Raw genomic sequence first — 15,498 nt, 5'->3', positions numbered from 1 at the left:
TTTATCATTCGAAGAAGGGGTTGGAACCATGGTTGGAAACAAGAAGAGAAATCCGGGAAAGAAGAAAGCGGTAGTGGCGCTCGGCCTGATCTGTTCCTTGTTAGTTACGGCATGCACGGCAAACACGGAACCGGGAGCTTCGGGCGGAACGGATGGCGATGCTTCCAAGGAGCGGGTTACGCTTAAGGTTGAGGTGTTCGACAGAGGCAACTCGCCGGCAGGTACAACGATTACGGATAACTACATGACGAACTACATTCAAGAAAACTTCGGCGATCCGAACAATATCGATATGGAATTCGTGCCGGTACCGCGTTCGGAAGAGGTCGAGAAGCTGAATGTTTTGATGGCCAGCGGCAGCAATGTCCCGGACATTGTTTTTACCTACGACCCCAATACGTTTAACCGCTATGCGAAGCAAGACGGCTTAACCGACGTCGGGCCGCTGCTCGACGAGCACGCGCCGAACTTGAAAGCGTTTCTGGGCGAGGAGGTTCTCGACTACGGCCAGTTCCAGGGCACGCAGTTTGCCGTTCCGGCCAAGCGGTCGAATGTGGGCAAGTATGCTTCCTTCGTCCGGCAGGATTGGCTGGATAAGCTGAATATGCCGGTTCCGCAAACGACGGAAGAGCTGTACGAAACGTTGAAAGCCTTCAAGGAGAAGGATCCGGGCGGGACGGGCGGTCAGGTTATTCCTTTGGGCATGACGATCGCTTCCGCCCAATACGAGCCGCTGATCTGGTCGTTCATTAAGCCGGTGTCGGAGGAAGAAAAGTATACTCTGACGCAGCAGCTTGGTTCCAATGACTACCCGACTCTTCTGCCAGGCTTTAAGGAAGCGCTTCAATTCATGAACAAGCTGTACAACGAAGGCTTGATGAGCAAGGATTTCGGTCTGGACAAGGATAAGAAGAAATTGAATGAAGACGTGTCCACGGGGAAGATCGGCTTCTTCAGCGAGGACGATATCAATCCGTTTTACGAGAATGGATCCTACGATACGCTCCAGAAAAACGTTCCGGGAGCAGTGCTGGCTTCCGTAGACGTGTACACCAATGAGGAAGGCAAGCACGCCAAGCCGATGTACGCCCCTAACGGTCTTTACATCATGATCCCGAAAACAAGCGACCGATCGGCAGAGGCAATTAAATATTTGGAATGGATGGCGATGAGCGACAATTTATTCAAGCTGCAAAACGGCATTGAGGGCGAAAATTATACCATGGTCGACGATATACCGGTTGCCGTGGAGAATCCGTCGGAGGAAGCGATCAACCGATTGTACAATGTAGGTGACATGGTGATCATTTCCAACGGCAAGCAGCTCGGAAGCATGGAGAAAAACCTGAAAGCCCGGGCGCTGCAGATGCCGCAGAAATTCCAGGATCAGGTGGAAGCGGCGCAGAAGATCGCGAATTCCGATGTGCTGACGCCCGTGTTAATGGACAGGCCGATTGAGGCGCAGACGAAATACGGCACAACTCTGCTCGATAAATTTAACGAAGTCATCGTAAAGACAACGATGGCAAAGCCGGAGCAATTCGACAGCGTTTTCGAAACGATGCTGAAGGATTATATGGCTGGCGGCGGTCAGGCGATTCTCGACGAGAGGACGGCTGTTTATAAGGAGATGCAGGCAAAATAATCCGCAGCCCAGGCTTCGTGACGGCAAAGGGACGTGGCACCGCCTAATCCCTTTGCCAAAACCGATTGCATAAGGAGGAGTCCGCCGTGAGCTGGAATGCCTATTTCCGCAGATATTGGCAGCTGTATGCACTGCTTGTTTTGCCTCTGACTTACTTCATTATTTTCAAATACGGACCCATGTACGGAATCCAGATTGCGTTTAAGGACTTTAATTTCTTTCAGGGCATTACGGGAAGCGAGTGGGTCGGCATCGATGCGTTCAGGGAAGTATTCGGCATGCGCGATTTTTATTTGACGCTGCGCAATACGCTGATGCTCAATTTTCTCGATTTGCTCGTATCGTTTCCGGCGCCGCTTATTCTGGCCATCATGCTTTACGAGATGAACGCGCTGTGGTTCAAGAAGCTTTCCCAAACCATTCTCTATATTCCGCATTTTATCTCTTGGGTCATTATAGGCGGGATCGTATATCAGGTGTTCGGCACGCAATCCGGCATGATTAATAATGTCCTTACATCCATCGGCTTTGAAGCCGTTCCGTTCCTGACGGACAAAAGCAGCTGGCTCATTACCTATTTGCTCGTAGGCATGTGGCAAAGCGCCGGCTGGGGGACGATTATTTACCTGGCGGCTCTGACCGGCATCAATAAGGAGCTGTTCGAGGCGGCCGGCATGGATGGCGCGGGCAGGCTGAAGCGCATTTGGCATATTACGCTCCCCGGCCTGAAGCCGACGATCGTCATGCTGCTCATCATCAATTTGGGCCATATGATTTCCATCGGCTTCGAGCGTCCGTATGTCATCGGCAATTTGGCGGTACGCGAGTATTCCGATGTGCTCAGCACGTTTGTGTACCGGATCGGGCTCCAGTCAGGCCAGTATACGCTGGCGACAGTCATCGGTTTATTCCAGGCGGTCGTCGGGCTTATCTTCGTGCTTGCGGCTAACTATACCTCGAAGAAGCTCACGGATGAGGGCATAATGTAGGATTGACTGCAAGTCAGCAACCATCCTGCAATCGATAATTTGAAAGGAGCGGACGTTATGAGAGAACAAACCGCCAACCGCGTTTTCGACACCGCCAACTTTATCGTGTTACTCGTAAGCACTTTGATCTGTCTGGCTCCATTTCTTCATATAATAGCCATTTCGATGAGCTCGGCAGGGCCGATTCTATCAGGAAAGGTGAATCTGCTCCCGGTCGAGTTTAATATTGAAGCCTATGCCAAGGTATTTTCCGACGCATCGATGATCCGCTCGCTGGGATTTACGGTGCTCCTGACTGGCTTGACCACCGTGCTGTGCATGCTCATGACGATCGCAATCGGCTATCCGATGTCGAAGAAGAAGCTGAGGGGCCGCAAAGCCGTCATGTTCGTCATTGTCGTCACGATGTTCTTCAGCGGCGGCATCATTCCCGAATATATTCTGGTCCGCAGCCTGCACCTTCTCGATTCGATCTGGGCCCTCGTGCTGCCGGGCTTGATCAATCCCTTTTATTTGATCATCCTGGTTTCATTCTTCAATAACATCCCGGAGAGCTTGGAGGAGTCCGCTGAAATCGACGGCAGCAGCCATTTTCGGACGCTGCTCGGTATTATGCTGCCTTTATCGCTCCCGGTCATCACGACACTCAGCCTGTTCTATGCGGTAGGCCGCTGGAACGGCTTTACTGACACGCTGATGTATATCAACAGCCCGGAGCTTTATCCACTGCAGCTGAAGCTCTATCAGCTCATCCAGAACAATATGATATCAGACCTTCTGCAGATGGAAGGGTCTCAGATGGCGACCGTCGTGCCGGAAAGTCTGAAGGCGGCCAGCGTCATTTTTGCCACGGTGCCGATTTTGCTGGTTTACCCGTGGCTGCAGCGTTACTTCGTAAGCGGCGTGATGCTCGGCGCCGTGAAGGGGTAAAGACGGGGATGTGTGCAGGCCTTAAGCAAGGGGGCGCTTGCAGTCCGGAGAAATTTCAGATACTCTTAAAAATTGTAGCATTCTAGTATCGCCTAAGGGCGGAAAATGATGGCTGAGGAAAGATAGGGAGGACAAATGAACATTTACGATAAGCTGGTCTCCATCAATGACCATTGGGTACAAGACGGAATGGATCATCAAGTGCTCGACGGCGAAAGCCGGTTTTACGGGGGAGTCACCGATCCCGTGAACGGCATCGCTTGGCCGAGTCACGGCGGAACGCCGATGGTCATGGCTATTTGGGCATCCGCACTCATTAATGAGCAATCCCGGTTCTATCATGATCGCGGGCTGTTGTTGCGGCTGGAGCTTAGTGCCCGGTACATGCTGAGTTTCCAGCATGCGGACGGAACGATTTCGCCGCCATGGACAAATATGCACTCGCCTCCGGATACCGCATTCGTCGTGAGCGGCCTGGCACAAGTCTACGAGCTGCTTGCCGCCCATGCGTGGGAGCCTGCGCGCCAAGCGGCGGCGGATATCCGGACCTTTCTGGAGCGGACCATCCCGGCCTTGCTTACGGGAGGCTGCCACACTCCGAATCACCGCTGGGTCATTACCGCTGCTCTGGGATTTATGTATAAGCTGACAGGGCAGCCCGAACTGAAGGAGAGGGCGGAGCAGTGGCTCGCGGAAGGAATCGACTGCACGGAAGACGGGGAGTGGACGGAGCGGAGCAACGGCATTTATAACGCCGTAAGCGATATCGTCCTGTTTTATGCGGCGGAGCTATTCAACCTGCCGGATCTGCTGGAACCGGTGCGGAAGAATTTACGGATGATGGCGCATATGATTCATCCCGACGGCGAAGTTGTGACGGATTATTCCGGCCGTCAGGATTTTGGCAGCAAATACAGCATGGGAACCTATTTTCTAATCGCCAAGCTGATGGCGAACCGCGACGGCGATCCGTTGTTTGCCGCAATAGCCGGGCTTGCGGGCGAAGCGCTCACGCATCCCGGGGGACTGCCCAATAACGCACTGATCGGTTTACTGCGTTATCCGGAGCTTCGCAATTGTCCGGTCCAGCCTGCAGAGATGCCGGACAACTACCGGGTCGTCATAAACGGCGGCTTTCCGCGAGAGCTTTACCTAAGCAGGATGGATGGGGCAGGACACGGCGGCCGAATCTATCACAGCCGGCTGCATCCCGACTTCGGCGCTCCCGTCGCCAGACATCGGAGCGGAGCGACAAGCGCGACCGTCATGACCGAAACGAACTCGTTTTTTGCGCTGCGGCATGGGGCGGCGCGGATGCTTGCCGTGCAAATTGCTGCGTCCTTCGAGCCGGGCTTCGTCAAGCTGAAGCGGATGGAGTATCTGGAGCGCGGCTACCGGTTATCGGCGACCGAGAAGAAGGGGTATTACGGCCCCGTTGCGGAGCAGCATTTGCCGCAAACCGCGCGCGGGCCAGTCAGTCCCTGGTATTTGCTGCCCCATCATTTGCGGGAAGTTACGCACGAACAGCAGCATCATGTCGAGGTAGAGCTAACGGAAACCGAACAAGGCTGGCGCATTCGCATCCACTGCGGGCAGCCGGAAATTTTAATGACGCAAATCACTTTCGTGTTCGGCAAGGAAGGCGTGTTATCCGGAGATAGTCTTTCGTCGGCAGCGACAGGAACCCTGTTTTGGGAAAAAGGTACGTCCCGTTTAACCGCCGGAAACGATTGGATCGAGGTGGATGGAGGGGCGCACGAGCACCGGGCCAAGGTGCTTAGCAATACAAGTTATCCGACGGATTGCCAGACCCTGATCGTGAATTTGATGACGCCGTATGACAAGACGTTCGATATCCGGCTGTCGCCCGGTAACCGTCATGACGACAAACGAGAGGAATGAGGACATGACAGCCTATATGGAGGCGCGCGAAAGCGCGCGGTACTGGTTCGGCGACGATGAGCGCCGCATCCTGGAGGTGCTGGCAGGCCGTTACGCCGGCGCAAATCCTCCCGTGCCCTTCGCGCTGCGCGCTTTTGCCAAATCAGGCATGCTGCAAACGGAGGACGGGCTTTACGATATGGATTTTTCCGCCAAGCTGCCGGAAGCGGCTATCGGCGACTACGCATACGCATACGGGCTGGTATGGAGTGACGATGAACGATCGCTCGACGGTGTCATCGAACCGCTCGGTCCTGTAATGCTGTACGTCAATGAAGAGCGCCTGTACCGGTCCAATGCGGTAGACGAGATGAAGCCGGGCGAGCGGGTCATTGTGCCGCTTGCGCTGCGCAAGGGCTGGAACGCCTTCCTGGTGGAGGCGTGCAAGACGGCTGCCGGCTTCGGCTGCCTATTTGGGTCAGACGAGGCGAAGGTGCGCATTATGCAGGTGCTGGCTCCCTTTGCGGGCAGGACCGGGAGTGCGGGCTGGGTTTTCACGGAAGCTGTGAAAAACCGATTATTCGGGAGCGAGAACGGTTTTCCCGATTTCAAGCGGGCGGAAGAAGAAACCTGCCTGTGCTGGCAGCCGCGGACCAGGTGGACAGCGGAGGAAGCGGAGCGGCCGAACTTCGAGCGATTGTTCGGACTTCCCGTTCAACCTTCCGCGGCTTACGGCTGGAGCCGGTTGCAGGTGCCGGCTGCGGAGGAGTCGCTAATGCTGGAGGGCCATGCCCTGGGGCCGACTGTCATATGGCTGGACGATTTGAGGGTAGTCGAGCTGGAGTCGGGCGGCACTTACCGGGTCCGGGTGTCCACTGCGTCCGGAGCGCACCGGCTGCTCGTGCGCAGCGTAAGCGGCCCGGACGGCTGGGGTTTTGAATGCAGCGCTTATGCCGGCGGGAGAATGCTGCCGCTGGCGCTGCCGGCCGTCGTCCACGGAGGCGAAGGCGCATGGCTGTATGCCGGACCGCTGGATCCTGCGGTGGAGCCGGATCCGGCGGCGCTTTGCACGATGTCCGGGCTTCATCCAGCTGTCGACTCCGAAGGCCGCGCTGCCGGTCATTCGTACTGGCTGGTCGATGCTCCGCAAACAAGGGTGAGGCCTTATTATGAGAACGCCATGCTGAGCAACAAATGGACGACGGGCAGCGCCACCAATTACGGGCGCTGGGACTATCCGCTCGGCGTAACGATGTATGGGCTGCTGCGGACCGCCCGCGAGCTTGACCGGAAGGATTTGTCTGATTACGCACTCGGTCATATCCGCAGCTGTACGGAAATGTATGCCTATTCGATATGGGATAGGGACGAATACGGTTTTCCTTCCGTGAACCACCAGCTCGTCTTAATCCGAATGCTGGACAACTGCGGCTCGTTCGGGTCGGCGATGCTTGAGGCTTATCTGCAGACGGGAGAGGACAGCTTCCGCCGCATCGCCGACGTAATCGCCGATTTCATGCTCCGGAAGCTGGAACGCCGGCCGGATGGAGCGTTTTACCGGCAGTGCCCGGGCGAATACGCGGCCGATACGATGTGGGCGGACGACTTGTTCATGAGCGCCCCGTTCCTGACGCGTTATGCAATAACAACCGGCAAGCGCGAAGCGCTGGATGAAGCGGCCAGACAGTTCCTGCTGTATAAGAGCTACCTGTTCATGGAGCCGGAAGGCGTCATGTCGCATGTGTTCGACTTTAAATACGCCAAGGCGACGCGCGTGCCTTGGGGCCGCGGCAACGGCTGGTGCCTGTTCTCCCTGTCTGAGCTGTTGGAGAAGCTTCCCGACGATCACCAGGACCGGGGAGCGCTACTTCTGATGTTCCGCGAGCTGTGCGCTGGCATTTCGGCGCTTCAGGCGGATTCGGGCTTATGGCATCAGGTGCTTAATTTGCCTGAAGCCTATGAGGAAGCCTCCTGTACCGCGATGTTCGCGTATGCGTTCGCCAGGGGCGTGCGTTTCGGCTGGCTGGAAGAGAAAGAGGTCTATGCGGCTGCCGCCCTTAAAGCCTGGAAAGGCCTGACCGGCGGGGTGATCGACCGGCAGGGCAACGTGCACGGGGTATGCAGCGGGTCGCGGTATTCGTTCTCCCCGGACTATTACATGCACGACTTGCGTACGGTCGTGAACGACAACCATGGCATCGGCATTATGATGCTGGCAGGGGTGGAGATCTGCAGGCTGAATAACGCTGCTGCGGATCAGTCCAGCTCTCCCGCGCAGGAATAGAATCCGCAGCAGAGTGGGGTTAGTAAAAAAAAGGTTGCCGGAGATCGGCAGCCTTTTTGCGTTGACGGGTCAGTACGTATAGGCAAGCCAATCCTCTTATCGTAAGCATCGGAAATTTCGACTGCGACCTCGTGCGCAAACCCAATTTTACCGGGGCGTCCGTTTTTGTTCAAACGCCAAATTTTTCATTTTACAGGAGATTTATGGAAGGAGGGTTCTCTCGTCCAACTCTTTCAAAAGCTCCGGCCGCAGCCGATCTTTCCAATCGTTCAGAAACATTTGCTTGTTGAAACTGTCAGGTTTATCTTCCCAGAACGAGCATGTGTCGCGGGCCATTCTGGCAAAATTAAGCTCCATTTCACGGTTGGCGATCCGCTCCGAGGTGCGATAGTCGTCCATTAGCTCCTCGGCCCATTTTCTTCCGAACTGATGATGCGTCACTTCGTCAGCCCAGTCGAAATCCACACATTGCGCAAAAAGCTTCACGACTTCGTTGTCTGTTTTCTCCGCTGCCGCCTTCAGCATTCTCGCTTCCTTCGGCATCCCGTCTTTTCTCATGGCACTGCCTTCAATGCCGATCGACAGCCAAATATAAGAATTGGCTACCGGCTTCATCATATGCGGGTCATAGTCGCCTTTGAACTGCGGCATCGAATACCAGTCGTATCCGCCCAGGTCAAGCACAGCCTGACCGAATAACGTGTGTCTGGTTTCATCCCAGCAATGACGCGCCAGATCCTCATAGAATGACCATGGCATGTTGTTTTGCAGCACCATCGTCGCTGCGCAAAGCTCAGCCGCCCCCAGCTCCTCCTGCCGCGTGCGTACATTTGCAATGATCCTCGCCAGCTCCGGCTCCGTCGGCGGGTTCGCCACGCCTGTTCTGCCAAGCGTATCCCCGCCCATTCGTGGATCTCTGACAGCCCGCAAGGGCATGTTGTACTTCTGCTGCGAACGTTTCCTGTCCGGCACGTTCTCGGCTTGCTTCAACGCCCGGCCTTCAAAACCACCGACTTGCGCCAGCAGCTTGCGCAGCTCATCGCAGAACACCGCTGCCGTACTCTCATCGTCCGTTATTATGGAATAGGTCTCCCGATGCGCGGAGAAAAAGGCGGCATCCTCCAGAAGCGCCGGACGAATGGCCTCTCCCCATGCTGTCTGCTCATCCAGGTCAGAAAGCACCTGTTTAATTGCGCGAAGGGTAGGATAATCAACCAGCGGCTGGGTATCCTGCGCATACTGCCGCAGCAATCTGCGGAGCTCCGGCCTTACGACGCCGTAAATGCCTGTCCACAGTTCGTAATCGGAGCGTGCCATTAACAGCTCGTCGAAGAACAAGGCCAGCCACGGATCAGGATCCTTCAGCTGCTGAACACTGGGGCTTCGCAGTTCTGAAGCCCGCTTCATAAATAACCCGGCTGCATGCGAGTCCTCGAACAGGTGCCGGGCAAGGCCAGCCTTAAAATGCCAATTCATCCGGGCAGGCATATGCGCAGCCCCGACCATCATCAAGCGTCGATAAATATAGGCCAGTCTCTTCATCAGGCGGGCGCTTTCATCCACACCATACTTACCGATTTTTTGCGCTTCGCTTATTCCCGTATAGACATACATTGTACAACCTCCTTATAGAAACGAATCTTCAGCTTCATTTTAACAAGCGGGTTCTTAACCCGAAATAAGCTGTTTGTCGCCTGCTGTTCCAAAAGGAACTTCTGACCGAACGGATTTTATAACAAAAAGTTCATTATGGTCCGTAAAAACTATCGAAATGTTCATAAATTATTAAAAAAGTAATTGACTTGAACATTATACCGAGTATTATTAGTCGTATAAACACATTCAATAGCTGGAGCTTTAATTACGTGCGGAGTTGGATTATGACTGGCGAATCGAAAAAGGGGGAGGTGCATCATTCGTCATCGTCACGGCAAGAGACGGTAAGGATACTTTTTCGCCGAAAGGTTAACGAGATTGGTCTGCCCATGTATCCGATGAGGCGCGTAGCATCTAATATTTCTTTTCCGCTTTGATCGTCCCAGTACGGGTTGGCGAGCGGACCCATAAGCCGATGTACAATTAGAGCGTTTACCGACAGTCGCAGCGGACAGGATGACGAGCAATGCTCCTGAAAGTGTAAGCGTTATTTCACATCTTTTATAAAATGGAGGTCTGTGAGAATGAAGCGTATCATCGGCGGATGTTTGACGGTATTGTTGGTTTGTATGTGCGTGTGGGGATGCGCGGGTTCCGGCTCCGGCACAAATGATAGCCCGACGGCTAACGGGGGAGGGAGCGAAGAGGGAGCTGCGGCAAAAACCGTGCAGCTCACCTATTGGATGCATCAAAACGATGCCTTTGTACCCGCGAACAAGAAGCTTGTTGCGGATTTCGAGAAAGCCAATCCCGATATCTCGATCAAAGTGGAAGTATTCCCCTATGACGATTACGTTCAAAAAATCCGCACATCCTATATCGGCAACGCCGCACCGGATGTCGCTCAGGTATTCGGCACATGGGTTACTCCGCTTGCGAAGGCGGGATTACTGGCTGAAGTCCCGAATGGCGGCGATCTGTTGGCTAACTATTATCCGGCGGCAACCGGAGCCTATACGGTCGACGGAAAACTGTATGGCGTGCCGCAGGAGTTTAACCTCGGAAACGGCGGCATCCTGGTGAATACAGACTATATGCAGAAGGCGGGAGTTCAGGTACCTGCAACCTGGAGCGAGCTGGTCGATGCCGCCAGGAAAATGACAGAATATGATGCCAACAATGAGATCAAAGTACGGGGCTTCGATTTTGTATCGAGCGATTCCATCACGTTCCTGTTCCTGTCCATGATCCTCCAGCAGGGGGCAACGTATTGGACTGATGACGATATGATCAATTTTTCCACCCCGGAGGCAGTCCATGCATTTACCGAAATGCGCAATCTGATCACGGAAGACAAGGTTACCGATACGAAGCTGCTCGGAGGCAAGCTGTCGATCTTCGATTATTTTTTTAAAGGTCAGACAGCTATGGATTTTGACGGTCCATGGGTCATACCATCCGGGATCGCCACCTACGGCAATACTGTGAAATTCGATTATGTACCGATGCCTTCATTTACGGATCAACCACCGTATTTTGCAGCTGAATCCGGCTGGGGGGAAGTGATTTCCGCCAAAAGCAAAAATATCGAAGCAGCCTCGAAATTCGTTCAATTCCTTACAACCAACGAGAACAATAATTATTGGAATACGCAAACCGGCACACTTCCCCCATCGAAAGACCAGCTGACCGACCAGTTCATCCAAAACAATCCCCTCGTCAAGCCTTCCCTGAATGCCATGCAGTTTGGGCAATGGATCGGCCCTGTCGAAAATACTGATTATCTCAAAAAGGTATTGGTCGACGCATTGGTAGCCGTCGTCAAAGGCGATTCGGTGGAAACCACACTGAAAAAAGCGGAAACCGATGTCAACAAGAATATTGTCAAGGAAAGAAAATAAACAGGCGATGAGGGGATATGTCCATTTCGTCGGTCGTATTCCTTCATGAACCTGCCAGGGGGGAAGCAGTTGAATCCATTGAGAGCGGATGCGATGCCCGGCGTAAAGCTTCAAAAGAGGCCGAGTCTGCAGAAACGAAAAATGAACCGTTTCGTGTGGACCACACTTACGCCAATACTGATCTTGTTTCTCGTCTTTTCATTTTTTCCTATCCTATACGGGTTTTATTTATCTTTAAGCGAATACGATCCACTGGCAGGTACCGCAGATTTTATCGGACTTGAAAATTTCCGAAGCATATTCCACGATTCGCTTTTCTTGAAATCGATCGGGACCACGTTTATGTTTGTAGCCATTGCCGTACCTGCCAATATTGTTATAACGCTGCTTATTTCGCTGGCAATCAACAGCCTGAAGAATGGGAGTCTCCAGGGACTGTTCCGCTCGGTGTTTTTTATTCCGGTCATTTCTCCAATCGTAGGTTCGGCGCTCGTGTGGTCGATGATGTACAGTTACCCCAATGGCTTGTTCAACAAAATCGCCGCTTTGCTTGGCGGGCATGAACAGTATTGGCTGACAGGTGCGGGAACAGCACTGATATCCGTGATTATTATGACATTGTGGTCGGACATCGGCTACAACACGATTCTGTTCATTGCGGGGCTGAATACCATTCCGGATATGTTCTACGAGTCGGCGAAACTGGAAGGTGCCGGGAGCATTCGTATTTTTTTTACGATTACTCTACCTCTGCTCAGCAGAACGACCTTATTCGTCACCATCATGACGCTGTTTTCCTATTTTCAGGAGTTTACGCGATTTCAAATCATGACCGGAGGCGGACCGGAGAATAAGACAAGGCTGATTTCCCTGGAAATTTATGATACGGCTTTTAAATATTATGACATGTCCAGCGCTTCCGCGATGGCTGTCGTATTGTTTGCGATTATGCTCGTCGTGACCATTATCCAACTAAAAGTCGGCAAAAGCCGCTGGGAATATTGAGGGTGATACGATGAACCGGAAAAATACAAGATTCAATGCACTGGGGACGCTGACCGTTTGTGTAATGGGGGTATTGTCCGCCATTATGCTGCTGCCATTCGTCTGGATGCTGTCGCTGGCCTTCAAGAGCAATACCGAAATTATATCCGGGTTTTCGATTATACCGCATCAATGGAGTTCAAATGGTTTCCGAAGCGTGCTTGAGAAGGGCAGCATGGTCTTGTACTGGTTCAGGAACAGCCTGATCGTTACAGTCTCGATTACTGCTCTTGCCGTCAGCACCAGCGCGATTGCCGGTTATTTGTTCGCGAAATTTCAATTTAAGGCGAAAACCGCCATCTTCTTGCTGTTCCTGTCGGGGATGATGGTTCCTTTTCAGGTCACGATGATTCCCGTCTTTCTTTTAATGAAGGAGCTCAATTTGCTCAACAGCATTTGGGCGTTGATTTTGCCGGCGATTGTCAGTCCATTCGGTATATTTCTAAGCAGACAGTTCATCGAGGTCGTTCCCACGGAAGTGATGGAAGCGGCAAGAATCGACGGAGCGGGCGAATACCGGACCTTCTTCCGCATTATTATTCCGCAGATATTACCTATTCTGTCCGCTCTGTCCGTATTTCTGTTCATTCAGTACTGGAACGATTATTTATGGCCGCTGATCATATTAAATGAACAGAAGAAAATGACACTTTCACTGGGTCTGCAATATTTCGGCAACATGAACGCCACTGATTATGCCGGAACGATGTTTATGGCACTGATTATTATGGCACCTATCATCATCCTGTTTCTTTGTTTCCAGAAGCAGTTTATTAAAGGCATAACACTCACGGGGATGAAATGACGATGATGCGATAAAGCGAACAAGACAGGAGCGAGCAGATGAACAGAAAAAAAATGGTGCTGATCGGCGCAGGCAGTGCCGTCTTCACCCAGGGCCTTGTGGCCGATCTTATTACGACGGAGGGATTGGGCACATGGGAGGTCGCTTTGGTTGATACGGATCCGGCTGCGCTAAAAGCTATAACGGGCTTCGTATCCCGGATGATTGCGGCCAAAGGGGCTGATATTCCCGTTCATTCCGCAAGTGACCGGCGGGATGTGCTTAAGGGAGCCGATGTTGTTGTAACAACAATTGCCGTTGGCGGCCGAAGAGCATGGGAGAAGGATGTCTTTATTCCCCGCAAATATGGAATTTATCAGCCGGTCGGAGATACGACGATGCCCGGCGGCATTTCCCGTGCCCTGCGGATGATTCCTGCAATGATACAAATTGCCGAGGATATCAAGAGATTGTGCCCGGATGCTTATTTCTTCAATTATTCCAACCCGATGACTCCGGTTTGTCAGGCGATCCGCAGCGAACTGGACATTCCCGTAATCGGTTTATGCCATGGTGTGCTCCATGTGGAGCAACACATCGGACGTTTGCTTGGGCGCGAGCCCGGGACAATCCGTTCGCTTGGAGCGGGACTGAATCACTTGACGTTTCTATATGACCTGAGGGCAGGCGGGGAAGATTTGCATCCCGAATTGACTGCCAAAAGCAAAGAAGGCCTCAACAAAATGGCTCAAAGCCAGTTGGCGGCAAAGCATTAAAGGAGAGGAGTGGAAAGGAGCATCATGTGCCTGAAATCGCCGACAATCCTTTTACATGGTCTCTGTATTTAAAGTATGGAGCCGTTCCTGCTGTTCTGGACCGCCATATTGCGGAGTTTTTTCCGGCTGCCTTTCCCCGGGGCTCCTATTACGGCGGGACACTGGGCGTAGACGCTATTTCTTTTGAAGGCGTTATCGCCCAGGGGGACGAAGTCTATCGGGAGATGACGGAACAGGCACAGGGAATAGTGCCGATAGACAATAAGCTATTCAACCGATCTGAAGGCGAGCATGAGCAGCTGCTGGACATATTGCGTTCCCTTTACCTGGACCAGCGCAAGCTGTTTTCCGTAAATTTGCCCAATTGCGGCGCGATACCGGGTCTGCCTGATCACGCCGTGCTGGAACTCCCGGCCCTGGCAGCTGGACGGGGCTTTTTACCGGTAACTCTGCCGGATTTCCCCGCTCTTCTGGCAGACTTGCTGCAGAAGCGAATCGCCGTAGTTGACAAGACGGTAGAGGCTGCACTGACGGGCAGCTCTAATGCTTTCAAGCAGGCCTTGCTGCTTGACGGATCGGTGGAGGATGAGAGAATGGCGGATCAATTGGGAGAAGAACTGCTGGATGCGCATCGAACGTATTTGCCGCAGTTTTTTGGACAACGCGACAGTGTCTGATAGAAAAGGGGCGGCTTTATGCCGCCCCTTCGTTCTATAAGCTAAGGAGAAAATGTGATGTCAATCAGGATAAAGCGCTGAGGTCCCTTGAGGCCCCTCAGTCCTCCATATCACCAATTACATCCACCTTGTAATGATCCGTATCGCCGAGAAGCCGCCGGTTAAGGTAAGTCTGCCGAAAAGCAGTCGGCGAAGCGCCGACCAGACTGTGAAATACCTTGGTAAAGTGACTTGCATTGACAAAGCCCAGCCGCAGGGCAATATCCTTAATGCTCTCATTCGGATATTGAAGAATATCCATTTTGCTCTGAAGCACCTTAAGCCGCATATAGTATTCTTTTGCGGTCATCTGGAATCTCCGACGGAACAAGCGGCTTAGATGCTGCCTGGACACACCCAGTTCTTCGGCGAATTTAGCGATTTCCATATTGTCGTATACGGCTGCTTTGAACGCTGCTGTTGCCTTGTCAATCAACCGGTTCCGACTGCAGTCATTGAGAAGCTGCTTATGCTTGAACTGCAGGAAGAACTCCACAACGATTCCATACAGGGCAACGGAAGACCGCTCTAATATAAACGGGGAATCAATATATTCCAGAATGGACATCACCCGCAGATGGATATCCGGGTAATTCCTGTCCTGAATTGCGGTATTGCTGTTGTGAAGCGGAAGCCCGTACAGCGCAGGGAGGCTGTCCATCAGGAAACCGTTGAAGGATATCCAGGAAACATGATATCCCTGTTCGGAAGCAACGTATTCGTGTTCCACATTCGGCTTTATATAGAAGACGGTGCCAGAAATAAGCCGGCAGGGGAGCTTGTTAATGTTTACGATGCCTTCTCCCTGGGAACAGCATACGATTTGATGAAATGGCCAGCAGAATGACTCGGTCTGCATTATTTTCTGTGTTCCGCAATCCACAATAGCGAGCGGCATACGGGAATCGTCAACCGTCGAGGCAAGCCGGAGTATGATGGCTGACACCTCCTT

At 52.9% G+C, this 15,498-nt stretch carries 12 protein-coding genes; 10 read left to right on the top strand and 2 right to left on the bottom strand.

Annotation, left to right across the window (positions count from 1 at the left end; all coding sequences use genetic code 11):
- Positions 1–28: 28 nt before the first annotated feature.
- The 5 genes from ACFOLF_RS37760 to ACFOLF_RS37740 all read left to right on the top strand — a co-directional run bounded on the left by ACFOLF_RS37760 (position 29) and on the right by ACFOLF_RS37740 (position 7,729).
- Positions 29–1,645: an extracellular solute-binding protein gene (locus ACFOLF_RS37760; protein ID WP_210045884.1), complete on the top strand. Its 1,617-nt coding sequence runs from the start codon at positions 29–31 to the stop codon at positions 1,643–1,645.
- A gap of 86 nt (positions 1,646–1,731) precedes the next feature.
- Positions 1,732–2,634, top strand: a complete 903-nt coding sequence (locus ACFOLF_RS37755) for an ABC transporter permease (protein ID WP_210045883.1) — start codon at positions 1,732–1,734, stop codon at positions 2,632–2,634.
- Positions 2,635–2,691: 57 nt separating this feature from the next.
- Positions 2,692–3,564: a carbohydrate ABC transporter permease gene (locus tag ACFOLF_RS37750; protein WP_210045882.1), complete on the top strand. Its 873-nt coding sequence runs from the start codon at positions 2,692–2,694 to the stop codon at positions 3,562–3,564.
- A 135-nt stretch (positions 3,565–3,699) separates the two neighbouring features.
- Positions 3,700–5,466 (top strand): hypothetical protein, encoded by a 1,767-nt coding sequence (locus tag ACFOLF_RS37745; RefSeq protein ID WP_379113652.1) that lies wholly within the window; start codon positions 3,700–3,702, stop codon positions 5,464–5,466.
- A 4-nt stretch (positions 5,467–5,470) separates the two neighbouring features.
- Positions 5,471–7,729 (top strand): glycoside hydrolase family 88/105 protein, encoded by a 2,259-nt coding sequence (locus ACFOLF_RS37740; protein WP_210045881.1) that lies wholly within the window; start codon positions 5,471–5,473, stop codon positions 7,727–7,729.
- Positions 7,730–7,930: 201 nt separating this feature from the next.
- On the opposite strand, the gene ACFOLF_RS37735 is transcribed toward ACFOLF_RS37740, so the two are convergent.
- On the bottom strand, positions 7,931–9,343 hold the full coding sequence (locus ACFOLF_RS37735) for a hypothetical protein (RefSeq protein ID WP_210045880.1): 1,413 nt from the start codon (positions 9,341–9,343) through the stop codon (positions 7,931–7,933).
- Positions 9,344–9,909: 566 nt separating this feature from the next.
- Here ACFOLF_RS37735 and ACFOLF_RS37730 point away from each other — a divergent pair.
- The 5 genes from ACFOLF_RS37730 (at position 9,910) to ACFOLF_RS37710 (ending at position 14,507) form a co-directional block, all read left to right on the top strand.
- Positions 9,910–11,226: an ABC transporter substrate-binding protein gene (locus ACFOLF_RS37730; RefSeq protein ID WP_210045879.1), complete on the top strand. Its 1,317-nt coding sequence runs from the start codon at positions 9,910–9,912 to the stop codon at positions 11,224–11,226.
- Between the two features lie 69 nt (positions 11,227–11,295).
- Positions 11,296–12,231, top strand: coding sequence for a carbohydrate ABC transporter permease (locus ACFOLF_RS37725; RefSeq protein WP_379113650.1), 936 nt, complete (start codon positions 11,296–11,298; stop codon positions 12,229–12,231).
- A gap of 10 nt (positions 12,232–12,241) precedes the next feature.
- A complete protein-coding gene (locus ACFOLF_RS37720; protein ID WP_210045878.1) occupies positions 12,242–13,075 on the top strand; it encodes a carbohydrate ABC transporter permease in 834 nt (277 codons plus the stop codon).
- A gap of 38 nt (positions 13,076–13,113) precedes the next feature.
- Positions 13,114–13,830, top strand: a complete 717-nt coding sequence (locus ACFOLF_RS37715; protein WP_210045877.1) for a family 4 glycosyl hydrolase — start codon at positions 13,114–13,116, stop codon at positions 13,828–13,830.
- 26 nt (positions 13,831–13,856) lie between these two features.
- Positions 13,857–14,507 carry a family 4 glycosyl hydrolase gene (locus ACFOLF_RS37710; protein ID WP_210045876.1) on the top strand — a complete coding sequence of 217 codons (651 nt, stop codon included), beginning with the start codon at positions 13,857–13,859 and terminating at the stop codon, positions 14,505–14,507.
- A 97-nt stretch (positions 14,508–14,604) separates the two neighbouring features.
- Here ACFOLF_RS37710 and ACFOLF_RS37705 read toward each other — a convergent pair whose 3' ends face one another.
- Positions 14,605–15,405, bottom strand: a complete 801-nt coding sequence (locus ACFOLF_RS37705; protein ID WP_379219786.1) for an AraC family transcriptional regulator — start codon at positions 15,403–15,405, stop codon at positions 14,605–14,607.
- Positions 15,406–15,498: the final 93 nt, after the last annotated feature.

This window comes from Paenibacillus sepulcri, assembly GCF_042647105.1.
Classification (GTDB): Bacteria; Bacillota; Bacilli; order Paenibacillales; family Paenibacillaceae; genus Paenibacillus_Z; species Paenibacillus_Z sepulcri.
Note: the sequence above shows the minus strand (reverse complement) of the source record. Positions and strands in the feature narration are given on the sequence as shown.

Excerpts from the sequence above, each read along its gene's own strand:
- ACFOLF_RS37735 (WP_210045880.1), bottom strand. The coding sequence starts at position 9,343 with ATGTATGTCTATACGGGAATAAGCGAAGCGCAAAAAATCGGTAAGTAT.
- ACFOLF_RS37715 (WP_210045877.1), top strand. The coding sequence starts at position 13,114 with ATGAACAGAAAAAAAATGGTGCTGATCGGCGCAGGCAGTGCCGTCTTC.
- ACFOLF_RS37760 (WP_210045884.1), top strand. The coding sequence starts at position 29 with ATGGTTGGAAACAAGAAGAGAAATCCGGGAAAGAAGAAAGCGGTAGTG.
- ACFOLF_RS37730 (WP_210045879.1), top strand. The coding sequence starts at position 9,910 with ATGAAGCGTATCATCGGCGGATGTTTGACGGTATTGTTGGTTTGTATG.
- ACFOLF_RS37740 (WP_210045881.1), top strand. The coding sequence starts at position 5,471 with ATGACAGCCTATATGGAGGCGCGCGAAAGCGCGCGGTACTGGTTCGGC.
- ACFOLF_RS37750 (WP_210045882.1), top strand. The coding sequence starts at position 2,692 with ATGAGAGAACAAACCGCCAACCGCGTTTTCGACACCGCCAACTTTATC.
- ACFOLF_RS37705 (WP_379219786.1), bottom strand. The coding sequence starts at position 15,405 with ATGCAGACCGAGTCATTCTGCTGGCCATTTCATCAAATCGTATGCTGT.
- ACFOLF_RS37720 (WP_210045878.1), top strand. The coding sequence starts at position 12,242 with ATGAACCGGAAAAATACAAGATTCAATGCACTGGGGACGCTGACCGTT.
- ACFOLF_RS37745 (WP_379113652.1), top strand. The coding sequence starts at position 3,700 with ATGAACATTTACGATAAGCTGGTCTCCATCAATGACCATTGGGTACAA.